At 37.1% G+C, this 20,331-nt stretch carries 14 protein-coding genes, 1 tRNA gene and 2 pseudogenes; 14 read left to right on the forward strand and 3 right to left on the reverse strand.

Translation table 11 applies throughout. The annotated features are described in order from the left end of the window. Positions 1–44: 44 nt before the first annotated feature. From ppk1 to A3G9_RS0100655, 13 genes and pseudogenes are all read left to right on the forward strand, one after another. Positions 45–3,143 (forward strand): polyphosphate kinase 1, encoded by a 3,099-nt coding sequence (gene ppk1, locus A3G9_RS01000000109330; protein ID WP_002821669.1) that lies wholly within the window; start codon positions 45–47, stop codon positions 3,141–3,143. A gap of 9 nt (positions 3,144–3,152) precedes the next feature. Then, on the forward strand, positions 3,153–4,289 hold the full coding sequence (locus tag A3G9_RS0100595; protein WP_002819448.1) for a serine hydrolase domain-containing protein: 1,137 nt from the start codon (positions 3,153–3,155) through the stop codon (positions 4,287–4,289). A 57-nt stretch (positions 4,290–4,346) separates the two neighbouring features. Continuing rightward, positions 4,347–4,718: a hypothetical protein gene (locus tag A3G9_RS0100600; RefSeq protein ID WP_002821670.1), complete on the forward strand. Its 372-nt coding sequence runs from the start codon at positions 4,347–4,349 to the stop codon at positions 4,716–4,718. 48 nt (positions 4,719–4,766) lie between these two features. Further along, positions 4,767–5,099 (forward strand): thioredoxin family protein, encoded by a 333-nt coding sequence (locus tag A3G9_RS0100605; protein ID WP_002819445.1) that lies wholly within the window; start codon positions 4,767–4,769, stop codon positions 5,097–5,099. A gap of 179 nt (positions 5,100–5,278) precedes the next feature. Continuing rightward, positions 5,279–6,726, forward strand: a pseudogene (locus A3G9_RS01000000109335) (APC family permease). Between the two features lie 39 nt (positions 6,727–6,765). Next, positions 6,766–6,838 (forward strand) — tRNA-Gln (locus A3G9_RS0100620). A gap of 516 nt (positions 6,839–7,354) precedes the next feature. Next, positions 7,355–8,974: a hypothetical protein gene (locus A3G9_RS0100625; RefSeq protein WP_002819440.1), complete on the forward strand. Its 1,620-nt coding sequence runs from the start codon at positions 7,355–7,357 to the stop codon at positions 8,972–8,974. A 20-nt stretch (positions 8,975–8,994) separates the two neighbouring features. Then, the gene (locus A3G9_RS0100630; protein WP_002819439.1) at positions 8,995–10,260 is read left to right on the forward strand and encodes a membrane protein; all 1,266 of its coding nucleotides are present in this window, start codon (positions 8,995–8,997) and stop codon (positions 10,258–10,260) included. Positions 10,261–10,627: 367 nt separating this feature from the next. Next, the gene (locus A3G9_RS0100635) at positions 10,628–11,650 is read left to right on the forward strand and encodes an ABC transporter ATP-binding protein (protein WP_002816398.1); all 1,023 of its coding nucleotides are present in this window, start codon (positions 10,628–10,630) and stop codon (positions 11,648–11,650) included. Next, the gene (locus A3G9_RS0100640; RefSeq protein ID WP_002819438.1) at positions 11,637–12,605 is read left to right on the forward strand and encodes an ABC transporter ATP-binding protein; all 969 of its coding nucleotides are present in this window, start codon (positions 11,637–11,639) and stop codon (positions 12,603–12,605) included. The genes A3G9_RS0100635 and A3G9_RS0100640 overlap by 14 nt, the downstream gene beginning before the upstream one ends. After that, positions 12,605–13,564, forward strand: coding sequence for an ABC transporter permease (locus tag A3G9_RS0100645; protein ID WP_002816400.1), 960 nt, complete (start codon positions 12,605–12,607; stop codon positions 13,562–13,564). The genes A3G9_RS0100640 and A3G9_RS0100645 overlap by 1 nt, the downstream gene beginning before the upstream one ends. Positions 13,565–13,577: 13 nt before the next feature. Beyond that, positions 13,578–14,525 carry an ABC transporter permease gene (locus A3G9_RS0100650; protein WP_002819436.1) on the forward strand — a complete coding sequence of 316 codons (948 nt, stop codon included), beginning with the start codon at positions 13,578–13,580 and terminating at the stop codon, positions 14,523–14,525. A 117-nt stretch (positions 14,526–14,642) separates the two neighbouring features. Next, entirely contained in the window at positions 14,643–16,433 is a 1,791-nt protein-coding gene (locus A3G9_RS0100655; RefSeq protein ID WP_002819435.1) for an oligopeptide ABC transporter substrate-binding protein, read from the forward strand. 182 nt (positions 16,434–16,615) lie between these two features. Here A3G9_RS0100655 and fucP read toward each other — a convergent pair whose 3' ends face one another. The 3 genes from fucP to rbsK are packed head-to-tail and all read right to left on the reverse strand — an operon-like array spanning position 16,616 to position 19,384. Next, positions 16,616–17,962 carry an L-fucose:H+ symporter permease gene (gene fucP, locus A3G9_RS0100660; protein ID WP_002820889.1) on the reverse strand — a complete coding sequence of 449 codons (1,347 nt, stop codon included), beginning with the start codon at positions 17,960–17,962 and terminating at the stop codon, positions 16,616–16,618. Positions 17,963–17,995: 33 nt separating this feature from the next. Then, entirely contained in the window at positions 17,996–18,391 is a 396-nt protein-coding gene (rbsD, locus tag A3G9_RS0100665; protein ID WP_002819433.1) for a D-ribose pyranase, read from the reverse strand. A gap of 57 nt (positions 18,392–18,448) precedes the next feature. Beyond that, on the reverse strand, positions 18,449–19,384 hold the full coding sequence (gene rbsK / locus A3G9_RS0100670) for a ribokinase (RefSeq protein ID WP_002820888.1): 936 nt from the start codon (positions 19,382–19,384) through the stop codon (positions 18,449–18,451). 200 nt (positions 19,385–19,584) lie between these two features. On the opposite strand from rbsK, the pseudogene rpiA reads away from it, so the two are divergent. Then, positions 19,585–20,282: pseudogene (rpiA, locus tag A3G9_RS01000000109340) on the forward strand (ribose-5-phosphate isomerase RpiA). The last annotated feature ends 49 nt before the right edge of the window (positions 20,283–20,331 follow it).

Raw genomic sequence — 20,331 nt, forward strand, 5'->3', positions numbered from 1 at the left:
TTTGATCGACAGGAAATTTTTTAAATAATTAATTGAAAGAACACATGCTGACAGAAAATAAAAATTCAAAATATCTAGTTAACCGTGAGCTTTCCTGGTTGAAGTTTAACGATCGAGTCTTAGCGCAGGCAAACGATCAAAGGCATCCCTTATTAGAACGAGCCCGTTTTCTCTCTATTACCCAAAAAAATCTTGATGAATGGTTTATGGTTCGTCTGGCCTCGATTCATCAGATGGTTCAACTGCGTTTAAAGTCGAAAGATCCGACTGGCCTTTCGCCAACGGAGGAACTGGACGTAATTTCGCTTGCTGCAGGTGCCCAGTTGAAAAAACAACATTCTCTATATGCACGATCACTGGTTCCAATGCTGGCCAAAAAGCACATTAACATTCTTGGGATCGACGAACTTGAAGAATCGCAATATGATTGGCTGGAAAAATATTTTCAGCAGGAGATTTTGCCGATTTTAACCCCGATGGCTGATGATGGTACACGCCCTTTTCCTTTTTTGTCTAACGACAGTTTAAATCTTGGCATTCGGATTGTTGCCAATCCGACTAAAAAGAAAAAAAGCAAAACGGAGAATTATGCTTTTATTCAGGTTCCAAAGAATCTGCAGCGGGTAATTAAACTTCCGATCGGAGTTGGACAGACTTATGTTTTGATCGAAGATGTAATTCGAGAATATATCAATCTTTTATTTCAAGGCTATAAAATTCAAGAAGTAACTGCTTTTCATTTACTTCGTGATATGGAATTAAGCATTGCCGAAGAAGATTCTCCTAATCTTTTAAAAGAAGTCCAGACCCAATTAAAAAAACGTGAACGTGGTCAGGTAATCCGTTTGGTAGCAGAGAAAAAAATGTCCAAGAAACTTGAGAAGCATCTTCAAAAAGCTCTCCCCCTTAACAAACGGAGAATTTATCGTGTTTCTGGTCCGGTTGATCTGGCTTTTCTTGATACTTTGATCAAACAAGTTCAAATTCCTGAATTAATTTATCAACCCTTCCAACCGAGAACTGAGTTGTCGTTAATGGGCAAAGGAATTTTTAAAACGATTGCCGACCATGATGTTCTTTTGCAGCATCCTTACGATGATTATGGACCAGTTGTAAATTTAATAAATCAAGCTGCCGATGATGACCAAACGATGGCAATCAAAATGACTCTTTATCGAGTTTCTGATCATTCTCCGATTGTAGCTGCGCTAGGAAGAGCCGCTGAAGCAGGTAAACAGGTTACGACTCTGGTGGAAGTCAAAGCACGTTTTGACGAAGAGAACAATGTTCACTGGGCTGAGGAATTAGAAAAACAGGGAGTTCACGTGATTTATGGTCTTCCTAATCTAAAGGTTCATGCCAAAATGACTTTAATAATCAGAAAAGAGAGTTCCGGAATCAAGCGCTATATGCATGTTGGAACCGGCAACTATAATGAAGTAACCGCTCGTCTTTATACAGATATTTCTTTGTTTACATCCAATGATCTTTTGGCTGATGATCTTGCTCAGGTTTTTAATTACTTAACCGGCTATTTTGCACCGAAAAATTTGAAAATTGCTCATATATCTCCGAATGGGATCGCTGATCATCTTGAGAAATTGATTGATGCCGAAAGTGAGGCGGAACTAAAGGGTCAAATTTCAGGAATTTGGATTAAGGCTAATTCTTTAAATGACACCAATATCATTGAACATCTTATTTACGCTAGCCAGACTGGCGTTCCGATTCATTTGTTGATTAGGGGTATCGAAACACTCAAACCGGAAATAAAGTCGGTTACGAATAAAATCAAGGTTCATTCGATTGTTGGACGTTTTCTTGAACATTCTCGAATTTATAGGTTTGCTAATAATGGTAACCCCTTGACTTATATTTCCAGTGCAGATTTAATGCCAAGAAATCTTTACCGTCGTGTTGAACTTTTAGTGCCGATTGTTGATCCGAAATGCGAATCGGAACTTGCCGAGATCTTTGAAACGATGTGGGCCGATACAGTTAATATGTGGAAGATGAAATCAGATGGCAGTTATGCTCGGCATTCCAAACGTCGCCGGAGAGTTGATAGCCAAGCGTTGTTTATGGAACAGGAATTCGTTGCAGACAGGTTCGCTGAAAAATTTGTTGGCGATGAATATGTTAGACTAAAAGCGGGAGAGTTTATGACAAAATTTGCAATTATTGATCTTGGATCAAACTCGATTCGAATGACAATCAGCCAATATCGCAAAAATGGCGAATACGAGGTGCTCGGTCGTTTTCAGGAAATGGTTCGTTTATCTGCTGGGATGGGCAGGAAACGCGTCCTGCAATCCGATGCAATTGATCGCACGATTCAAGCTGTTAAGGAATTTAAAAAAGAGATCGCAAAATATGACCAAATCAACGTTAGGGCGGTTGCGACGGCGGCTGTTCGCCAGGCCTCGAATCAAGAAGAATTTTTGGAAAGGTTTCAGTCTGCCTTGGATCAGCCGTTGGAAGTGATTTCCGGAATTCAAGAAGCTCATTATGATTATATGGGCATCATTGAGACCTTGCCAATTGACAATGCACTGATTCTTGATACCGGTGGAGCATCTTTGGAAATGGTTATGGTTAGAGACAGGAAAGAAATTCATGCAATTTCTTTACCTGTGGGAGCGGTAAATATTTCAGAAACCTATCTGGAAAAAGATAAAATCTCGGCAGTTTCTTTTTTCAAAAGCTCGACTGCTTTGCAGCGACTTTTTCGCGATGTTTCCTGGCTTTTGGAGGTTCGAAATTTTCCGATTGTTGCGATTGGCGGTTCCAATCGAACTTTAGCGAAAATCTCTCGCCGACAACGAGAAGTTGTTGGTTTGCCGATTCATGGTTATCATTTGCCGTCGGATGAAGCTAATCATATATTCGAACAAGTTCTTGGCAGCAATTTGAAAGAACGGGGCGATCTTCCTGGCTTGGCCAAAAATCGAGCTGACATTATCGTGGGTGGTATGTTGCCGATAATCAAACTTTTTCAGTATATCGATTCCGATCAAGTTATTTTTTCACAATCTGGTCTTCGCGAGGGGATTCTCTTTGAAGAAATTCAAAAGGTTGCCGGCCATGAAGTTCTTGACCCGAGAGTTGATGAATCGGTTGATACAGAAAGTGACGAGACTTAATTCCAACGAATGAAAAACTTTTTTGTAAAAACAAGTCTTTTTTTGTTGGCCTTTTTTGTCGTTCTTCTTTTTTGTTTTCTTCAATCTAAAGAACAAAATAAATCAGTCCACAAAAGCGGGCAGCCTCTGCGCCCTTATCATTTCCATAAAATCGATCAATTTTCGGTTAAGTATAAAGAAAATTTTGATACAAATAAATTTCAAAGGAAAAGCCCTTTGGCCAGGACAATTAAACAAGAAATTAAAGATAGTAATTTTTCTGGGAGTATTTTAATTATCCACAAGAATAAGATCCTCTTGAATACCGCCTACGGTTATGCCGATAAGAATAAAAAGATTCTGAACACACCGAAGTCGTTTTATGGAATGGCCTCAATTGAAAAAGGATTGACGGCTTTATTGATTATGAAACAGATTCAGGCCGGTAAAATTACTTTGCAAACCAAACTTGACCTTTTTTATCCAAAAATTCCAAATGCCAAAAAGATTACCATTCATAATTTGTTAACAATGACTTCCGGACTTTCATCCAAAGGCAATCCGATAAATTTAAAAGATGGAAATGCATATATTGATTGGTATACAGATCATGCCATTCAAAAATATCCAATTGGTAGTTGGCATTATGATGCGACTAATTTTAAAATTTTAGCCGGTATATTGAAAATATTGACGAAAAAAAGCTATGCCACTAATTTAAAAACTGAGTTTGGCAACAAATTTCATTTCTTATCGCCGGGTGAATTTGTTGCTAGCAAAAATCATACGTACTCTTATAAAAATAATTTAACGACTGAAGCAAGCTTTTCCAAAGATCCTTCATATCTTCAACGCGAGGTTGCGACTGGCAATCTTTTTACAACGACAGGAAATTTATATTTGTACTTCCGACAATTACTTAACGGAAAATTAATTCCAAAAAAACTCGTTCAAGAAATGTATTCAAAAGTCAATGGTTTTGCTTATGCTTCCGGTGCTTATACTTATCCCCGATATTATAAAGCTCACGGAGATATTTTGAGTTATGAGCCGAGTATCTTTATTAATAAGAACGCTACTAACGCCGTTATCATGCTTTCAAATGTTTCAAATAAAGTCCCTTGGGAAAAATTAGCCGAAAAAATTTTTCAGAAAATCAACATCTGATTATTTTCTGGCACAGTTTTTTATTGACTGCTAGAATTATCTTTGTAGAAGGGGAAAATGACTGAAGCTGCTTATACAAAAACATACATCGACCGAGCCGAGGGGCAGACGCATTTGCTTTTAGATGATGTTCAGGCTGATGATCAAATATTTTTTCAGACTGTGCTTCTTTCTTTGGACGAGCGTTTTAAAGGACGGTCTGACTCGCTGGAAAAAAATATTACCGGGGTCTTCAATTCCTTAGTCGAACTGCGTATAATCAACCAGGCAATTATGTCGGGTAAGGCGATTGTTTTTCCAAGTGATTTTCCCTATGAAAGTTTTTTATCCTTTAAAAACGGTGATCAAATTGTTTTGACCCGAGAAAAATTATTGGCCTTCGTTGAATTATTTTTCAAACAAATTCGTCAGATTTTCCAATCGGAATGATCTTCTTAAAAAGCTTGGAAAAACTCAATTAACTGATAAAATGTAAGTATGAATTTCTATGAACCGGAAACAAATACAGATGATCAGCTTAAAAAGAATATCGAAGCCAAGGGTCGCAATTTAATGTTTTTATCTGCCGATTGGTGCGGAGATTGTAAGGCGATCAAACCATTCGTTCAGAATATCAAGGATCAGGTTTCAAAGACTGCCAATTGGTTTGATGCAGATCGGGATGCTAATTTGGAAATTGCCAAAAGCCAAGGTTTGAGGGGAATCCCATCTTTTGTACTCTTTCAGGATGGCAAACAACTTTCTCACATTGGAGACGGGGAACGTCTGACTCCCAAACAAGTTTTGGATTGGTATCAAACAACTCTATAAATTTTTAATTTTTAGGACGCTTTGATGGCGTTTTTTATTTGTTTTTTTCTTTTCTTTCTGCCTGCGTTTTAAAAAATATTCGATAAAAAAGATTCTTTTTTTAAATTTTTGGTTTACATTTTGTTTGTCGCATGGCATAATTTGTACAATTCGCTTCATTAAAGGAAAAGGAGATATTTTTGGGACTTTTAAAACTTGCTTTTAGACGCAGTTCGATTAAACAATTTACGGAAGCCGATGCCCATTTAAAAAAGTACTTGATACGAAGGATTTGGTTGCTTTGGGTATCGGAACTGTAATTGGAACAGGAATATTTATTTTGCCGGGAACCGAAGCGGCCACTCATGCCGGCCCTGCGGTGGCAATTTCTTTTTTGCTGGCTGCTATTATTTCCGGTATATCGGGGATGGCTTATTAAGAATTTGCCAGTGCTCTGCCAGTTGCCGGATCGGCTTATTCCTATGGCTCGGTTATTTTTGGGCAGGTCGTCGTCGACTGGTTTCTTGGCTGGTCTTTGATACTTGAATATTTCTTGGCGACTTCGGCCGTTTCTGTCGGTTTTTCATCTTATCTCGCAGGTTTGCTTCAAACGGATCATATTAGTGGCTTTAATTCCATTTTGGCTGGTCCGATGGAAGGCGGAATTATTAATTTGCCGGCTGTAGTTTTGTTATTGGTGATTCTTGGTATTCAAATAATCGGTTTATCAACGACTCGCTGGGTCGAAAATGTTTTTGTTGCGATTAAACTGGCTATTTTGGCAATTTTTATTATCGTTGGTTTATTTTTTATTAAATCAAATAATTATGTTCCTTTTTATCCAAAAGAATTTCAGACCGGTGCCTTTGGATTATCGGGAATTTGGATGGCTACCTCGGGGATTTTCTTTGCTTTTATTGGTTTTGATACTCTCGCTGCTCATACTGCGGAGGTTAAAAATCCAAAAAAACAGGTGGCTCGCAGAATCATTTATACGGTCATCGTAGCGGCGGTACTTTATACCTTGTTTGCAATTGTTTTGACTGGAAGGGTTAATTATACGAAATTAAATGTCAGCGATCCGGCTTCGTTTGCCTTTACTTTCGTCGGTCAAAAAGGGTTGGCTTCGGTGATTGGAATCGGTTCGATGATTGGCATGTTTACGGGTGTTTTAGCCTTGGTGTTTGCTTCTTCTCGTTTAATTTATTCTTTTGGTCGCGATGGTTTGTTACCAAATTTTATTGGGAAAATTTCCGGTAGCCAACATGTGCCCTTTAATGCGCTTCTGATTGCTGGTGTGGTTGAAATTATTTTGGCCGGCTTTGTGCCTTTGTCCTATCTTGCTTCTCTAATCAATGCAGGTACCTTGGCGGCTTTCACATTTGTTAATTTTGGTATCATACCGCTCCGCCATCGGACAGATTTACCAAATGAAAACGGTTTTCGGGTACCTGGTTATCCAATCATTCCAATTATTGGTGGTTTAACAAGTTTCTTTTTTATAACTCAGTTAGAGACAAAAACCTTGGTAATGTTTGGCGTCTGGACATTGGTTGGTTTATTGATCTATTTCACCTATGGAGTTCGTCATTCAATGGTTAAAGAAAGCAAATTTGACCAGTCAATAATTAAAGAAAATAATGCTTGAATTTTCATTAGATATCATGTTAAAATGATATTTTGTTAGTGCCCTTTGGCCAAGTTGGTAAGGCAATGGCTTCTGGTGCCATCATGCGCTGGTTCGAGTCCAGCAAGGGCAATAGTTAATTAAAGCTGGCATGTTTAAGTAAAGACATGCTAGTTTTTTAATACACAAAATAAATAAAGTGCAACGTGTGTTAGCAATTTTTGCTTAATAATTTGGATCTTGACAAACTCCTGATACAAGGTTGTATATAAAGTTCAAAAATAAAAAATATGCTGTTTAATTGTTATGGTTTTGCGCCCCGTCGATTGCTGATCTTTATCTTTATTTAAATTAAAGACACCGTTGATCAATTTCACAACTGAAAATGGGAGATAACGTTATTTTAGACAAACAAGATCGTCCGATTTTCAAAATGTATAATGAGAAAGGGATAAGAGTTATTTTTAAATAAAAGGAATTAGCTTTTTAATATTCAGTGGATCTTGGAGAATCAAGATTTCATTATTTTTTATTCGAGACAGATTGTTATATGTTGCTTTTTTGACAATAAAAGCTCCCGTTAACAAAGTTTTTTATTTTTATATCGGTAATTATTGGGTGTGCTTTAAGGTCTAATCTGTTAATCAATATGTTTATTCAATTATTTATTATCTTTTTAACAATTATTGGAATATTCTTCTTAAATCGTTCCAGCTTATTTAAAAATCGTTCACAATATTTTCGAATAGCTGCCATGTCAATTATTTTCCTGACGGCTTTTATTAGAATATTTCGCTATAGTTCGATAATGGGACTTAATTTGGACGAAGCAATGGGTGGCTATAATTCCTGGAGCTTGGCCCACTACGGTGTTGATTCGGCTTTAAATCGTAACCCTGTCTATTTGTATGCTTGGGGCACGGGCATGAACCTTCTTTATCCCTTGATCAGCGTTCCTTTTATAAAATTGATCGGGCTTAGTTTGGTCGCTTATCGTTTACCGATGGTAATTCTCAGCATCGGATCGATTTTTTCTCTTGTGGTTGGAATGCTGATGTATAAATTACCGAACAGATTGATTTTGCTGAGTTTGGCAACCGTTTTTCTTAGCCCTTGGTCAATTATGGCTAATCGTTGGGGCTTGGAGAGCAATCTTTTCCCAATTATTTTCACTTTTGCTGCTTCGGCCTTTTTGCTTTTTTTAAGTAAACAGGCAAATCATCCGAAACAAGCAAAAATGTATCTCTATATCTTTGCTTTTTTAATTGCTCTTAGCGCTTATGCTTATTCGAATAATTGGTTTATGCTGCCGTTTTTCGTTTGCGGGATTTTTGGATATTTATATCTAAAGAAAAAAGCGTCTCTTAAAAGCCTGTCGGCACCTGCTTTTTTGATCTTGTTGATCATTTGGCCACTTTTATTATTTGCCAAAATTAATTATTTTTCGGGGAAAACATTCAAAATATTATCTTTGACGATCCCAAAACTTTCAAGCAGTCGTAGCAATTCGGAATTAATTATTGGTCATGGAAATATTTTTTATTCGATTTCGAATAATATTTTCAAGTTTATTAAGCTAATGGTGACTGGGAATGATCATCTTATCTGGAATTCTTTACCTCAAATCGGTATTTTATATCCTTTTATGTTTATATTCTGTATTGTCGGTATTGTAATTGCTTTTAAAAAACGCAACGATTGGGATAACTTTATGTTAATTTCTTTATTATCCTGTTTCCCAATTGTCATGATTATTAAAATCAATGCAAATCACTTGAATGCGTTAATGTTGCCGATTTTATATTTTGAGGCGCTCGGTCTTTATTATTCGCTAAAAGGGCCGATCCTTAAGATGGCATTCACAATAGTTTTTTCTCTTTATTTTGTTACTTTTTCTTTCTTTTATTTTCATGCCGATCAAACTTTGCTAACACAGGGAAGGACCTTAACACCCTCGATTTTGGGCAAAGCGATTCGATTTGCCAATAAAAGCAAAGCGAAAAAAATTTATATCACTTGTCTGCCGAAGGGTGGATATGTGATTCCACGCTTTTATTGTCCAATTAGTCCGGTTGCTTTTAATAAAGAAAAACCCAATGTTACTTTTAAAACTGAATCGAATTATAAATCTTATGGCAAGTGGTATTTTAAGCAACCAAAAAAGATGAGCAATAATTCTGTCCTGATTGTTAAAAAGGGTCAAAAACTTCACTTCAGGCTGAGAAATAGACACAAGAAAGATTTCGGGCAATATCGTGTTTACTACTAAAAAAGTTGGTTGAAAATAATATGGCTATAAAAAATATTAAAGAAAAAGAACTTCAACGCGAGTCGGAATTTGAAAAAAGAATAATTGTCTTTTCTTTTTTAGTCATGTATTTGTTGGCCGTCTTTTTTATCAGCAGCGTTATGGATGTTCGACGTTTTAATATTCCCTGGGCTTTAGAGATTCCAAAAAATTATTTCAACATTTACAGCAGTAAAATTCACCCGTTAGTTAACTACCCACCTTTAATCCCTTTGATATTAGGTGTAATTGGTTCCTTCTTGAACTTCGTTCATATCTCGCTGGGTCTGAGAGGATTACCTTTTTATTTTTTATGTAACGGTTTGGTAAAGCTACCTTCCTTGATTGGCACTTTTGCCTTTATTACTTGGCTTAAAAAAGAACGGTCTTCATTCAACGGAAATAATTGGCCTTTGGTCTTACTGTTTCTTTGTTCACCGGCTTTGTTTCTCAATACCACTGTTTGGGGGCAATTTGATGTAATCAGCGTGATTACGCTGATTTTGTCTTTTTATTACTTGGAGAATAAACATGTTGAACTTGCATCTTTTTGGATGGCGGTCTCATTATTATCGAAACTTCAGGCAGTCTATTTTTTCCCAATCTTTGTTTTATTCCTAATCATTCACTATAAACTTCTTGATTATTTGAAATCTTTTATTACCGGCAGTCTGACTTTTCTTGTTCCTTGGTTTCCTTTGATGATTATTAATCATGACTTTTTCTTACCGATTAAATTATATTTAAATGGAAGCGGCCGTTATTTAGCTATTAACGATCATACTTTTAATTTTTGGTCGGTTTTTTATCCTTATTCGGTTAAATTGCTGCCAAAAGTTAACGACGTTTTTGCTTTCGGTCTTACTTTTAAGAATTTGAATTTTCTGATCTTGTTGATCATTCTTGCGATAATTTTCTTAATGATTTTGCGTTTTCATTTCGATTTGAATGAAGCTTTATTAATGTATTCGTTATGGATTTTTACTTTTACAATGCAACAACATGAGAGATATGAAATCCCAAGTCTTGCATTTATTTTCCTGATCCTTATTTTAAAAAAGGATCGTCAAAGCAATTTAGCTTATCTACTGATTTTTGGCGCTTTGAATATTTTAATTTTCTTTAATCAGTTGAATGTCTATTTGTCCCACGCGGCTGAGATTTCTTTTGGCAGTATTTTTGTACTCATTGCTTCAATTATCTCGGTCTGTTTAACAATTACGATTTCTGTCTACTTAGTATTCAAAGATAAATTGGAAACAAATTAATTAATAAAGTTTTTTCCGGCCAATATATTTTCAGATTTATAATATCTTAAAAATAGATTCGCTTAGATCATAAATTTGCTATTTAAAAAACTGTTGCGATTACAACAGTTTTTTTAGGCACAAAATTCATTCAATAAAAATACAAACATCAAATGTTTTTTTAAGTAGGTATTAAAAAAATATGGGTTTAATTCTTTGATAATCGCAACTCATTTTTTAAGATAATTTCTTCTAAATAGTTGCTATACTTGGGTTTTTAAATCTTGTTGTTTTTTGTAAAACTTGACAAGCGTTGGATATTTATGGTAAAAACAACACTAATAATTTAAATTTGTAAGTTTTAATTTAAGGGGAGGAATTAATTAATGTGGCAACTGAAAAAATTTTAGACGTAAGGGATGTTAGCACGGCCTTCAAAATCGATGGCCATTTTTATGATGCCGTCACTCACGTAAATTTACAAATAAAAAAAGACGAGATTCTTGCAATTGTGGGTGAATCCGGTTGTGGAAAAAGTACTCTGGCTACAACGATTATGGGTCTGCATGATCCGGCAGAAACGAAAATTTCCGGTGAAATAGACTTTGAAGGAACCAATTTGGTTGGATTGCCTGAAGACAAATACAACAAGATTAGAGGAGCCAAAATCGGCATGATCTTTCAGGATCCTTTGTCATCATTAAACCCGTTAAAAAGAGTTGAAGATCAAATAAAAGAAGTGATGGACTATCATACTGATCTGTCTTCCGAAAAGAAGCATGCTCGAGTAATTGAGCTGCTTAGTCAAATGGGAATTGTTAATCCTGAACGGACCGCTCATCAGTTTCCGCATGAACTTTCCGGTGGAATGCGGCAAAGAGTGGTCATCGCAATTGCAATCGCCTGCAAACCGGATCTTTTAATCGCTGATGAGCCGACAACTGCTTTGGATGTTACGATTCAGGCTCAGATTCTGGATGTTTTGTTAAATATTCAAAAAGAAAATCATGCCGGAATTGTTTTGATTACCCATGATTTAGGTGTTGTTGCTCAAACAGCTGATAAAGTCGCTGTTATGTATGCCGGACAAATTGTTGAATATGGTTCGACAAAACAAATTTTTAAAACACCAAAGCATCCTTATACGCGGTCTTTATTACGTTCGATACCACAGTTGGGCGGCGAGAGCGATGATTTATATGTAATTTCCGGTAATGTTCCTTCGCTGCAAAAAATGCCCGCGAGCGGAGACCGTTTTGCTTCCAGAATTCCATGGATTCCAGCTTCCGATCATGAAAAGAATCCGCAGATGCACGAGGTAAGCAGTGGTCATTTGGTTCGTTGTACCTGTTATAAGAGTTTTTATTTTCCTGATCAAAAGAAAAAGAAGGTCGCAAATGAGCTTAATTGAGATTAATAATTTAAAAGTTCATTATCCGATTCGTTCAGGTTTTTTCAATCGTGTTACCGACTCGGTCAAAGCAGTTGATGGAATTAGTTTCAATATCGAAAAAGGGCAAACATATGGTCTAGTCGGCGAATCAGGATCGGGAAAATCGACAACCGGGAAATCAGTTGTCGGTCTTGAGAAAGTTACTAGCGGTTCGATTCTCTACAACGGCGTCGATATTACCAGTGAAAAAAACCGAAAAAAATTGAATTATAACCGCGATGTACAAATGATTTTTCAGGATTCTCTTTCAAGTTTGAATCCAAGAAAACGAATTGAGGACATTATTGCCGAACCATTAAGAAATTTTGAGCATTTGAGCAAGAATGAAGAAAAAATGCGTGTCCTTCGTTTACTCGACATCGTTGGTTTGAGTGTAGACGCCTTGTATCAATATCCTCACCAGTTTTCCGGTGGACAAAGACAAAGAATCGGTATTGCCAGAGCCGTAGCTACAAATCCAAAATTGATCGTTGCTGACGAACCGGTCTCTGCCTTGGATCTTTCTGTTCAGGCCCAAGTTTTAAATTTTATGAAAAAAATTCAAAGAGAATTCGGAATCACATACCTGTTCATTTCTCATGATTTGGGTGTTGTTCGCCATATGTGCAATAACATCGCAATCATGAACAAGGGAAGGCTGGTCGAAGTCGGTAGTCGTGATGATATTTATAATCATCCTTTACACATATACACGAAACGACTACTGGCTGCAATTCCCCAAATCGATGTTGATCATCGGGAAGAGCACCGTGAAAAAAGGCTTCAGATTGAAAAAATATATCAGGAACAGTCCTCGAAATATTATGATCAAAATGGTTTGGCTTATCCACTAGTTAAAGTTTCTTCTATGCATAGTGTTGCTTTGCCACCTCAGGAAGCCAAGAAATATTCAGAAAAAGAGGTGGAAGTATAATGTGGAAAACAATTTTACGCAGGATTTTAATAATGATACCGGAAATTATCATATTAAGTATTATTGTTTTCCTGCTTGCTAAAGCAATGCCCGGAGATCCCTTTACCGGATCAATCAACCCGCGCGCTGGAGTTGCACAAATTCATCATTTGATGGAAGTAAACGGTTTGTACGATCCTTGGTACCAACAGTATTGGAATTGGGTCGTTCACTTATTCCATGGAAATCTGGGTGAAAGTTATCAATATAACGAACCTGTCACACGCATAATCGGTCAAAGAGCTGTCAATACTTTATGGCTATCTTTGTTCACGGTGGTATTGACTTACTTAATTGCTTTGCCGATGGGGATTTATGCCGGACGTCATGAAGGAAAATTGCCGGATACGGTTATCCGTTTTTACACTTATGTGACCTATTGCATTCCTTTTTTCGTAATCCTGGTTTTGGGGATCTGGATTTTTGGCTATGTTTTAGGTTGGTTCCCAACAACTGGATCGGTTTCTCCGACCGCTAATGGCACTTTTGCAACGATCGGATCAAGATTCTATCATATGCTTTTGCCTGGCATACTGGGAGCTTTGTTTGGAACAGTCAACATTGTTCAGTATTTGCGTTCTGAAGTTGTCGATGCTAAATCCTCCGATTACGTTCGGACTGCACGGGCGAAAGGAGTTCCGATCAACGATATATATCGGCACCATATTTTTAGGAATTCCTTACTACCGATTGCAGCTTTTGCTGGTTACTCGATTACCGGATTGTTAAACGGCGCTATTTTTACCGAAAGTGTTTTTTCCTATCCTGGAATGGGATTATTATTTGTAAATTCTATTTCTTATCGTGATTACACGGTAATAACTGCACTGGTATTACTATTTGGAATTCTTAATATCTTTGGGACCCTTCTATCAGACATAATTTTGAGCATAGTGGATCCTCGGATCAGGATCGAATAAGGGGGTAAAGGAGATGAAACAAACTGGTGAAAATTATGAAGAAATCTCAACTGAAGATTTAAAACGCTTATCAAAACAAGCTGAAAAAGAGGCAGCGCCATCGGCTGGACGAATAATTTGGAATGAATTCAAAGCCGACCGTCCGGCTTTGATTGCCTTGGTAATCGTTGTGGCCTTTATTCTCTTTGTTGTAATTGCATCTTTATTTATCAATACATCAAAAATGATGGAAACCAATATTTTGGATTATTTCGATGCTCCTTTTAAAGATGGTTTTCTTTTAGGAGCTGATGCCGGTGGTCGTTCGATTGCCCAACAATTGATTGTCGGTTCGAGAAATTCAATCGGAATCGCTTTGGGGTTGACTGTGATTTCCTCGACTTTCGGAATTGCTTGGGGGCTTATTTCCGGATATTTTGGCGGTTTTGTCGATTGGGGCATGCAGCGTGTCTATGATTTTATGATGATGCTGCCAATGACGATGATGATTATTGTCATTGTGACAATAATCAATAACTACAATGCAGTAACTTTGACATTGATTTTTTCCTGCTTTTATTGGTTGGGGACTTCCAGACTGATTCGCTCGCGAACACTTGCAGAATCTAAAAAAGACTATGTTGCTGCTTCGATTACTTCTGGTACGAATCCTTGGAAAATTATTTTTCGAGAAGTGATGCCGAATATTTCCTCTTTGATTATTGTCGATACGACTTTATCTTTCGCCGAAAACATTGGGGTTGAAACTGGTCTTTCGTATTTGGGATTTGGGTTACCGGCTCAAACACCCTCCTTGGGAACTTTGATTGCGAATGCCAATGATCCGAACAATATTACCGAATATTGGTGGACTTGGTTTCCTGCAGCTTTAGAGATCATTATCTTGTGTTTGGCAATTAGCTATATTGGCCAAGTTGCCAGACGTGCTGCTGATTCTTCGCAACGCAAAAGCAACAAATGAAAAATCTGTCATTTAAGGAGATGATGCCAGCTGAAAAGTTTTTTAAAAATGAGTCAATTTACAACATAATTTTGAAGAGTTAGTTTACTTATAAAAAAATATTTGTGGGAGGTAATAGTGAGTAAATCTAAAAAAATTACCCTTTCGGCAATGGCAGTTTTATCGGCTGTTGCGTTAGCCGCTCATCCGGTCAGCGCTAAGAGCACTTCTGGAACAGTCAGTTTTCCGTCAGCATATAAGAACACCAGTGCTGCCAGTAAAAGTGCCAATAATAAAAGTACCTTAAAGGTTGCAGAACCTAACGATTCGCCTTTTGAGGGAATTTCTGATCCGGTATTAGCATCAAATGCAGAAGATGCCGATGTGTTTGCACCTGGTGGATTGGATACGTTATTTTTTAACGATAAGAACTATAAAATAGTTAATGGCGGACTTGCCAACTTAAAATTAGACCGAAAGGCCAAGACGGCAACAATTACGATCCGCAAAAATGCTAAATGGTCAAATGGAATGGCCGTGACAGCGAAAGATGTTGAATATGCATACGAAGTAATCGCCAATCCGAATACTACTTCACAACAATATTCTTCTGATTTTGCGACCATCGAAGGTATGACTGCTTACCACGCCGGCAAAGCTAAAACGATCTCCGGATTCACTTATCCGGATGGACAGAATGGTAAACAAGTTGTAATTCACTTTACCAAGATGTCCCCAAGCATGAAATATGCCGGTAATTCTTTCATTTGGGATTCTGTTGAACCATATGAATACATCAAAAATGTTTCAATTGCAAAACTGGCTTCGTCAAGTCAAGTACGTAAGAACCCTATTTTTACTGGTGCCTACAAGCTCGACAAAGTAGTTGAAGGAGAATCGACAACTTGGTCTCCTAACAAGTACTATTTTGGCAAAAAGGCAAAAATCAAGCATATTGTAATTAGTGTCGTTTCTTCTAGCAACGTTGACAAGGCTATCCAGTCAAAGAAATATGATTTCACTTCACCTAATGGCGTTATGCACGGAACCGATTATAAAGAACTGAAAAATCTTAAAGATTATTCAGTCATCGGTCTGCCGGAATTGGGTTACGATTACTTTGGTTTTAATGTCGGCCATTACGATACTAAGACACAAAAGAATGTCATGGATAAAAACAGTAAAATGGCAAATCGCAGTCTCAGACAGGCAATGATGTATGCTTTGAATTTGGATGCGGTTGAAAAGAAGTTTGGTTATGGTGTTAGTTGGCGTGCCAATACACTCCTTCCACCAGTCTTTAGCAAATACTATAATAAATCAGCTAAAGGTTATCCATTGAACATTAAAAAAGCCAATGAATTGCTTGATAAGGCTGGTTATAAGAAAAAGGGCAAGTGGAGAGTACGCCCTAACGGAAAACCATTAACAATTTACTTTGGTGCAATGCAGGGAACTTCCGCTCAACAAGCCGAATATCAAGATTACTTGCAGCAATGGCATAAAATTGGTCTGAATGTCAAATTGGCTACAGGCAAAGAAATGGAAATGAATAGTTTCTATGATACTTTGGAAAAACCAAAACAAAGTAAAATCGATGTTTATGCCGCAGCTTGGAGCCTATCTTCCGAACCGACACCAACACAAATTTACGGTGAGGATGCACCTTATAACATGGGTCATTTTGTTTCAAAGGAAAATACCAAGTTAATGAATGAAATGAATGGAAGCAAGGCTTGGACTGAAAGTTATCGAGTTAAAGTCTTCAAAAAGTGGCAGGCATATATGAACAAAGAAGCCGCTTATGCTCCAGGCAGCTTTAGTTATACATGGGCTCCTGTTAACCATCGTGTTAAAGGATACAATGTCAGTCCTTCTAACAACGAATTCTGGAGTAATTTGTCACTTACTTCGTCTAAGATTAAGTAAGCTGCCGAGCATTAATTCGATAGTTTACAATTATTGATAAAGTAAAAGATATAAGTTTAGATGCAAGACGAGAACGTAGTTCTCGTCTTTTTATCTGAATTTTTTTATATTTATAAGTTAGCCTAAAAACTCCCGATTAATTAATCGGGAGTTTTTAAGTAAAGATTCAAATGATTGAATATTTATTTTATTGCTAATTTTTGTTTGGAAATATCCAAGCGGTGTTCGAAATAAAAATAAGTAGTAACTATTACATAACAAATTGTTGGAACGATAAATGATAATTGCATCGAACCACTGATATCGGAAACCAGCCCCTGAATTGCCGGGATAACGGCTCCACCAACGATTGCCATTACTATAAAGGCGCCAGCTGTTTCTGTAAATCTCTTGTCCTCGACTGTATCCAAAGTGTGGGCATAGATTGTTGGCCATTCTGGTCCGAAAAAGAAACTTGTTGCAATTGCCGCATAGACAGCAGTCATGTTTGTAACCGTAGTTGTTATCAGCAAAGCGATAGTACCGAGAGCGGAAAAAACAGTCAAAACTTTTGTTACGGAAAAGCGGTTCATTAGTAGGTTGGCAACGATTTTTCCGAAGAACCAAACGGCGTAACTGTAAATCATAAAGGTACTGGCATCGCTATCGCTTATCGAATGATTCAGATCAAGTGCCAAGCGAATTGTAAATGACCAAACTGTCGTTTGCATGCCGACATAAAAGAATTGTGCCATGACACCTTTTTTAAAGCGAGAATTCTTTGCCAGATATACTAGCGTTTCTTTTAGACTCGGGCTGCTTTTCTTATCTTTACTTGTACTGATTGCTTTTGATTTCGGCATTGGTGTGAAAGCCAAAATAGCGAGCATCAGAACCAAAACAAGCAGGATGTATTTATAGGGTTCCAGCGTTAGCTGAAGCATCTTTTCGCCATAAGCCAGTCTTTGAGCACCATGCATATTTTTCATTGTCTCTGACAAGTTTCCGACGGAACCGAAGATCAAATATTTTCCCAAAATAATTCCCATCATATCGCCCAGTGGAACCAGGGTTTGAGAAATATTCAGCCGGATATTTGCTTGTTTTTTAGGTCCAAGCATCGAACTGTAAGTATCACAGGATGTTTCCAAGAAACTTAGACCGATTGCGATCGCGAAAATAGCAACGAGAAACATGCTGTATGTTGCCATGTTCGATGCTGGGAAAAATAATCCACAGCCGACAATGTAAAATACCAAACCGGTCATGATCGCAAATTTATAACTATTTTTTTTGATGATTAGTGAAGCTGGTATTGCAATTAAGAAGTAGGCTCCATAGAAAGCACTTTGTACAAAAGCTGTCGAAGCATCGTTCAGTTGGAAAACAGTTTTGAACTGGGTAATTAAAATATCATTTAAAGATGCTGCCGCTCCCCAAAGCGGAAATATAAGAGAAACGATTACGAATTGGAAAATGGGTGTTTTATCCAAATATCCATCGGATAACTGAATCCATCCATGTTTTTTTTCGACTGCTGTTGATTCCATAATTTTAAACCTCCATGATTTTTTTAAGTTGAATTAAAAGACTACGCCGGATTCCAAAATAATATTTGAAAATGCTGTCATCTCTCCCGTTCTGATAAAGGCATGCGTTTTGGCAAGATCTTTTTTTAATTCGGAATGAGGAACAAATTCTATTTCGACATTTGGCATCAGTTGTTTGATTGCCTGCAATTGTTCCGGATTTTTTGTTTTTATTTCATCTGCTAGATAGATTTTTTGGACTTCTAATTCTGTTAACACGTTCTTTAAAACATCGATAAAACTTGGTAAATTTTTCGTCAGAGCCAAATCGATTTTTTTTGTTCCAAGCGGAACCGGCATTCCGGCATCGCCGATTCCCAGCCAATCCATGTGTCCCATTCCGGCAATTACACTTGATATCTCTGAATTAATAACTGTTGTTTTTTTCATATTGAATTTCAATTTCCTTTTTAATTATTTTTTAAAGAATGACCGAATAAATTTAAATCAGTTTTTAACACTTTCATAGTTCTTCTCTGCAATTCTAATTTCGTTTAGAGTTGGAATAGAAGGTTGGGCTCCCAGTCGCTGAACTGTTATTGAACTGGCGCATTGAGCAAATGATATAGCGGATTTAATGTTTGACAAATCTTTTTTCAGCTGCGAACTTAGTGCGCCGATGAAGGTGTCTCCGGCGGCTGTTGTATCAACTGCTTTGACATGATATGCGGATACTAATTCACTTTTTTCTTTTGTAGAATAAAAGACCCCTCTATCGCCGATTGTGATAATTAAATTATCGATACCCATTTTTGAAAATGCTTTTGCGGTTTCAATCATCGACTTTTCATCGGTAATTTTTATGCCGGTTAAAACTGTACTTTCTGTTTCATTTGGCACGATTAAGTCGGTTAAAGTTAATAAACTAGAATCGATTTTGGACGCCGGCGCAGGATTCAAAATAGTTGTAAGACTATTTTCTTTTGCTATTTCGAAAGCTGCTTTAGTAGCATTTTGCGGGGTCTCGAATTGAGATATTAAAAAATCCGAATTTTTGATGTTGTCGCTTATTTTTTTAATATCTTCTGGACTTATTTTTTGATTTGCGCCTCCATATACTAAAATGCAATTTTGACCATTCTCGTCTAATAAAACAGTTGCTGTGCCAGTTCCTACTGTGTCATTGACCGTAATCGGCGAAACATTGATGTGATCATTTTGAAGCGAGTCAATCATGAATTTTCCTAAATCATCATGACCGATTTGCCCAATCATTGTTGTTTGAGCACCTGAACGGACGGCGGCTACGGCTTGATTTGCTCCTTTTCCGCCGGCAGCAGAGCTTTTATCTAAAGTTTCTAGTGTTTCTCCAGGATTTGGGAAACGCTTTATTTTTAGAATAGTATCAACATTTAAACTGCCTAAAACTATTACCTTATTCACAAGATCAACCTCTTTCTTATCCAAGATGAAATTCGTAAAAATTAAGTAAAACGCTTTACTAACTTCATCAATTAAATAGTCTAGCATTGTTTGAAAGTGTTTTCAATAATTTTTTTAATTCGGTAAAATATAAATCAATTTATTGATTGGATTATTTGAGTCTCTGATTTTTTTAAAAATTTAGGTGTATATATATTTGTATGGAGAAAAATTTACAGAACGAACTTAAAAAAGAAGCCGCCATTCGGGCAGCTGAATTTGTTGAAAACGATACTGTTGTTGGCCTAGGTACTGGATCAACAGTCAAGTTTTTGGTTGATGAGTTGGGACGGAAGGTTAGAGAAGAAAATTTATCCTTTACCGGAGTGACTACTTCTAAGAGAACTGCTTCTCAAGCGGAGTCTTTGGGAATTAAGATTGTCAGTCTTGATTCAATTCCACGGATTGATCTGACGATCGATGGAGCCGATCAGGTTGATAATAATTTCAATGGGATCAAGGGTGGGGGAGCCGCTTTGCTGTGGGAAAAAATCGTTGCCACAAATTCTAAAAAAATATCTGGATTGTCGACCAATCCAAGCTGGTCGACAGAATTGGAAGCTTTCCGCTTCCGGTTGAAGTTATTCCCTTTGGTACTTTACATGTCTTAAATAAATTCGAAGAGCTCAATCTCAATCCGGTTTTGAGATTGACGGAAAATGGAAAGAAAGTCATGACTGATTCCCAAAATTATATTATCGATTTGCATTTAAATCAGATTATTGATCCGGCCAAGCTTTCCAATCAATTGATTAATACAGTTGGCGTGGTTGAGCATGGATTATTCTTAAATGTAGTCGATAAGGTTGTTGTTGGCAAAAAAGGCCAACCCCTCATTCTGGAAAATCCCGATAAATAATCAAAGCCAAAAGTATTTATATATTTTTTTGTTTTTTGTTTAATCTTCG

The organism is Oenococcus oeni DSM 20252 = AWRIB129 (genome assembly GCF_000372485.1).
GTDB classification, from domain to species: Bacteria; Bacillota; Bacilli; order Lactobacillales; family Lactobacillaceae; genus Oenococcus; species Oenococcus oeni.